Raw genomic sequence first — 1,343 nt, 5'->3', positions numbered from 1 at the left:
AATGTGCATCGCGCACGAGGCAAAGGACTCGCCAATCGCGCGAGGGGATGAGAGCTACCGGCCGCTAGCTGTGAGTGTCGAGTAAGCCTCGGTTATCTACGCGGTAGTGGCAAATTGCCCCGTGAGTGCCGTTGCGACGATGGCTATTTCGCATTGCGAAATTGTCTGTCCGCTCAAATATGCTCAGTCATAACCGAATTCGGCAAAGAACATGGCGACGCCTTTGCGGATCTGGAACACTGATCGGAATGAGCAACGATGCCCTCCGGCATCAGATGACCGAGGTGCTGGCCCTGGTCTCCGAGCAGATGGCCGACATTGCCGCGGTGCAGCGTGAGCAGGCGCAGCTCACCGCGAGTGCTGAGGAAGCTGATGGCTTGGTCGAGGTGACGGTCGACGCCCGCGGTCATGTCATCAAGACCGTCATCGACGAGTCCTATCTCGACGAATACGAACTCGAAGAGCTCGGTGGCCACGTCACCGCGGCCGCGCAGACTGCGGCGCAACTCGTGGCGCAGCGGTCGGCTGCCCTGATGATGCCGATCGAAGAACGCCGCCGGATGATGCCGGCTCTGTCCGACATCGCCGACGGTGCGCCCGATCTGCGTGATCTCACCAGATCCGTGTTCGGCATCGACGATGCGGCAGGCCGGGCCGGCGAGCCGGAGGGCGACGATCAGGACGAATCCACCTTCCCCACCGTGAGGAGCTGAATCGATGGCTGAGGAACTCGGTGTCGGGCCTGCTGAGCTGCGGGCGACCTCGAGGAACCTGAACGATGTCAGCGTCAGGATGAAGAACGTGCTGTCCACTCTGCAAGCCAACCTCGCGGCCGAAGGCGCCGCGTGGGGTGACGACAAGATGGGCGACGGATACGCGAAGGGCAGTGCGGGGTATCTGGCGCAAAAGGATTGGGTCGACGGCTCGGTGGTGGTCAAGACCGATCTGCTCGATTACTACTCGGACGGTTTGAAAGGTTCGGCGGACTCCTTCGAAAAGAACGACCAGCCGTAGCCGTCAACCGAAACCGGCGGTGCACCACATAGGCCCGTTGCGACACCAATTCGCTTATGGACATCCAGATCCCACCCGAACTCCAGTGGGTGTCATATCTCGCGGGCGGCGAGTGGCCGCAAGGCAGTGAAACCCGTACCCGCCGGATCGGCGAGCACTACCAAGCCGCGGCCGAAGCACTGCAGGACCTCATTCCGGACCTGAACAGGGTCCGCGGCGAAACGATGTCGGTACTGACCGGCGACACCGCCGACGCCGCGGATCGACAGTTCGCCATGCTGTTCGACGGCGACTACACGGTGGACAAACTCGCCCAAGGCATCTCCGGA

At 62.1% G+C, this 1,343-nt stretch carries 3 protein-coding genes; all 3 read left to right on the top strand.

Annotated elements, in window-relative coordinates; genetic code table 11:
* Positions 1-248: 248 nt before the first annotated feature.
* Positions 249-713 carry a YbaB/EbfC family nucleoid-associated protein gene (locus IMZ11_RS42285; protein ID WP_003883783.1) on the top strand — a complete coding sequence of 155 codons (465 nt, stop codon included), beginning with the start codon at positions 249-251 and terminating at the stop codon, positions 711-713.
* 4 nt (positions 714-717) lie between these two features.
* Positions 718-1,014, top strand: coding sequence for a WXG100 family type VII secretion target (locus tag IMZ11_RS42280; RefSeq protein ID WP_003883782.1), 297 nt, complete (start codon positions 718-720; stop codon positions 1,012-1,014).
* A gap of 56 nt (positions 1,015-1,070) precedes the next feature.
* The coding region (locus IMZ11_RS42275) for a hypothetical protein (RefSeq protein ID WP_228649161.1) at positions 1,071-1,343 on the top strand (273 nt) is incomplete at its 3' end.

The organism is Microtetraspora sp. AC03309, assembly GCF_020826795.1.
Classification (GTDB): Bacteria; Actinomycetota; Actinomycetes; order Streptosporangiales; family Streptosporangiaceae; genus Microtetraspora; species Microtetraspora glauca.
Note: the sequence above shows the minus strand (reverse complement) of the source record. Positions and strands in the feature narration are given on the sequence as shown.

What these genes read in the sequence shown, in the direction of transcription:
- IMZ11_RS42285 (WP_003883783.1), top strand. Translation starts at nt 249, where the DNA reads ATGAGCAACGATGCCCTCCGGCATCAGATGACCGAGGTGCTGGCCCTG.
- IMZ11_RS42280 (WP_003883782.1), top strand. Translation starts at nt 718, where the DNA reads ATGGCTGAGGAACTCGGTGTCGGGCCTGCTGAGCTGCGGGCGACCTCG.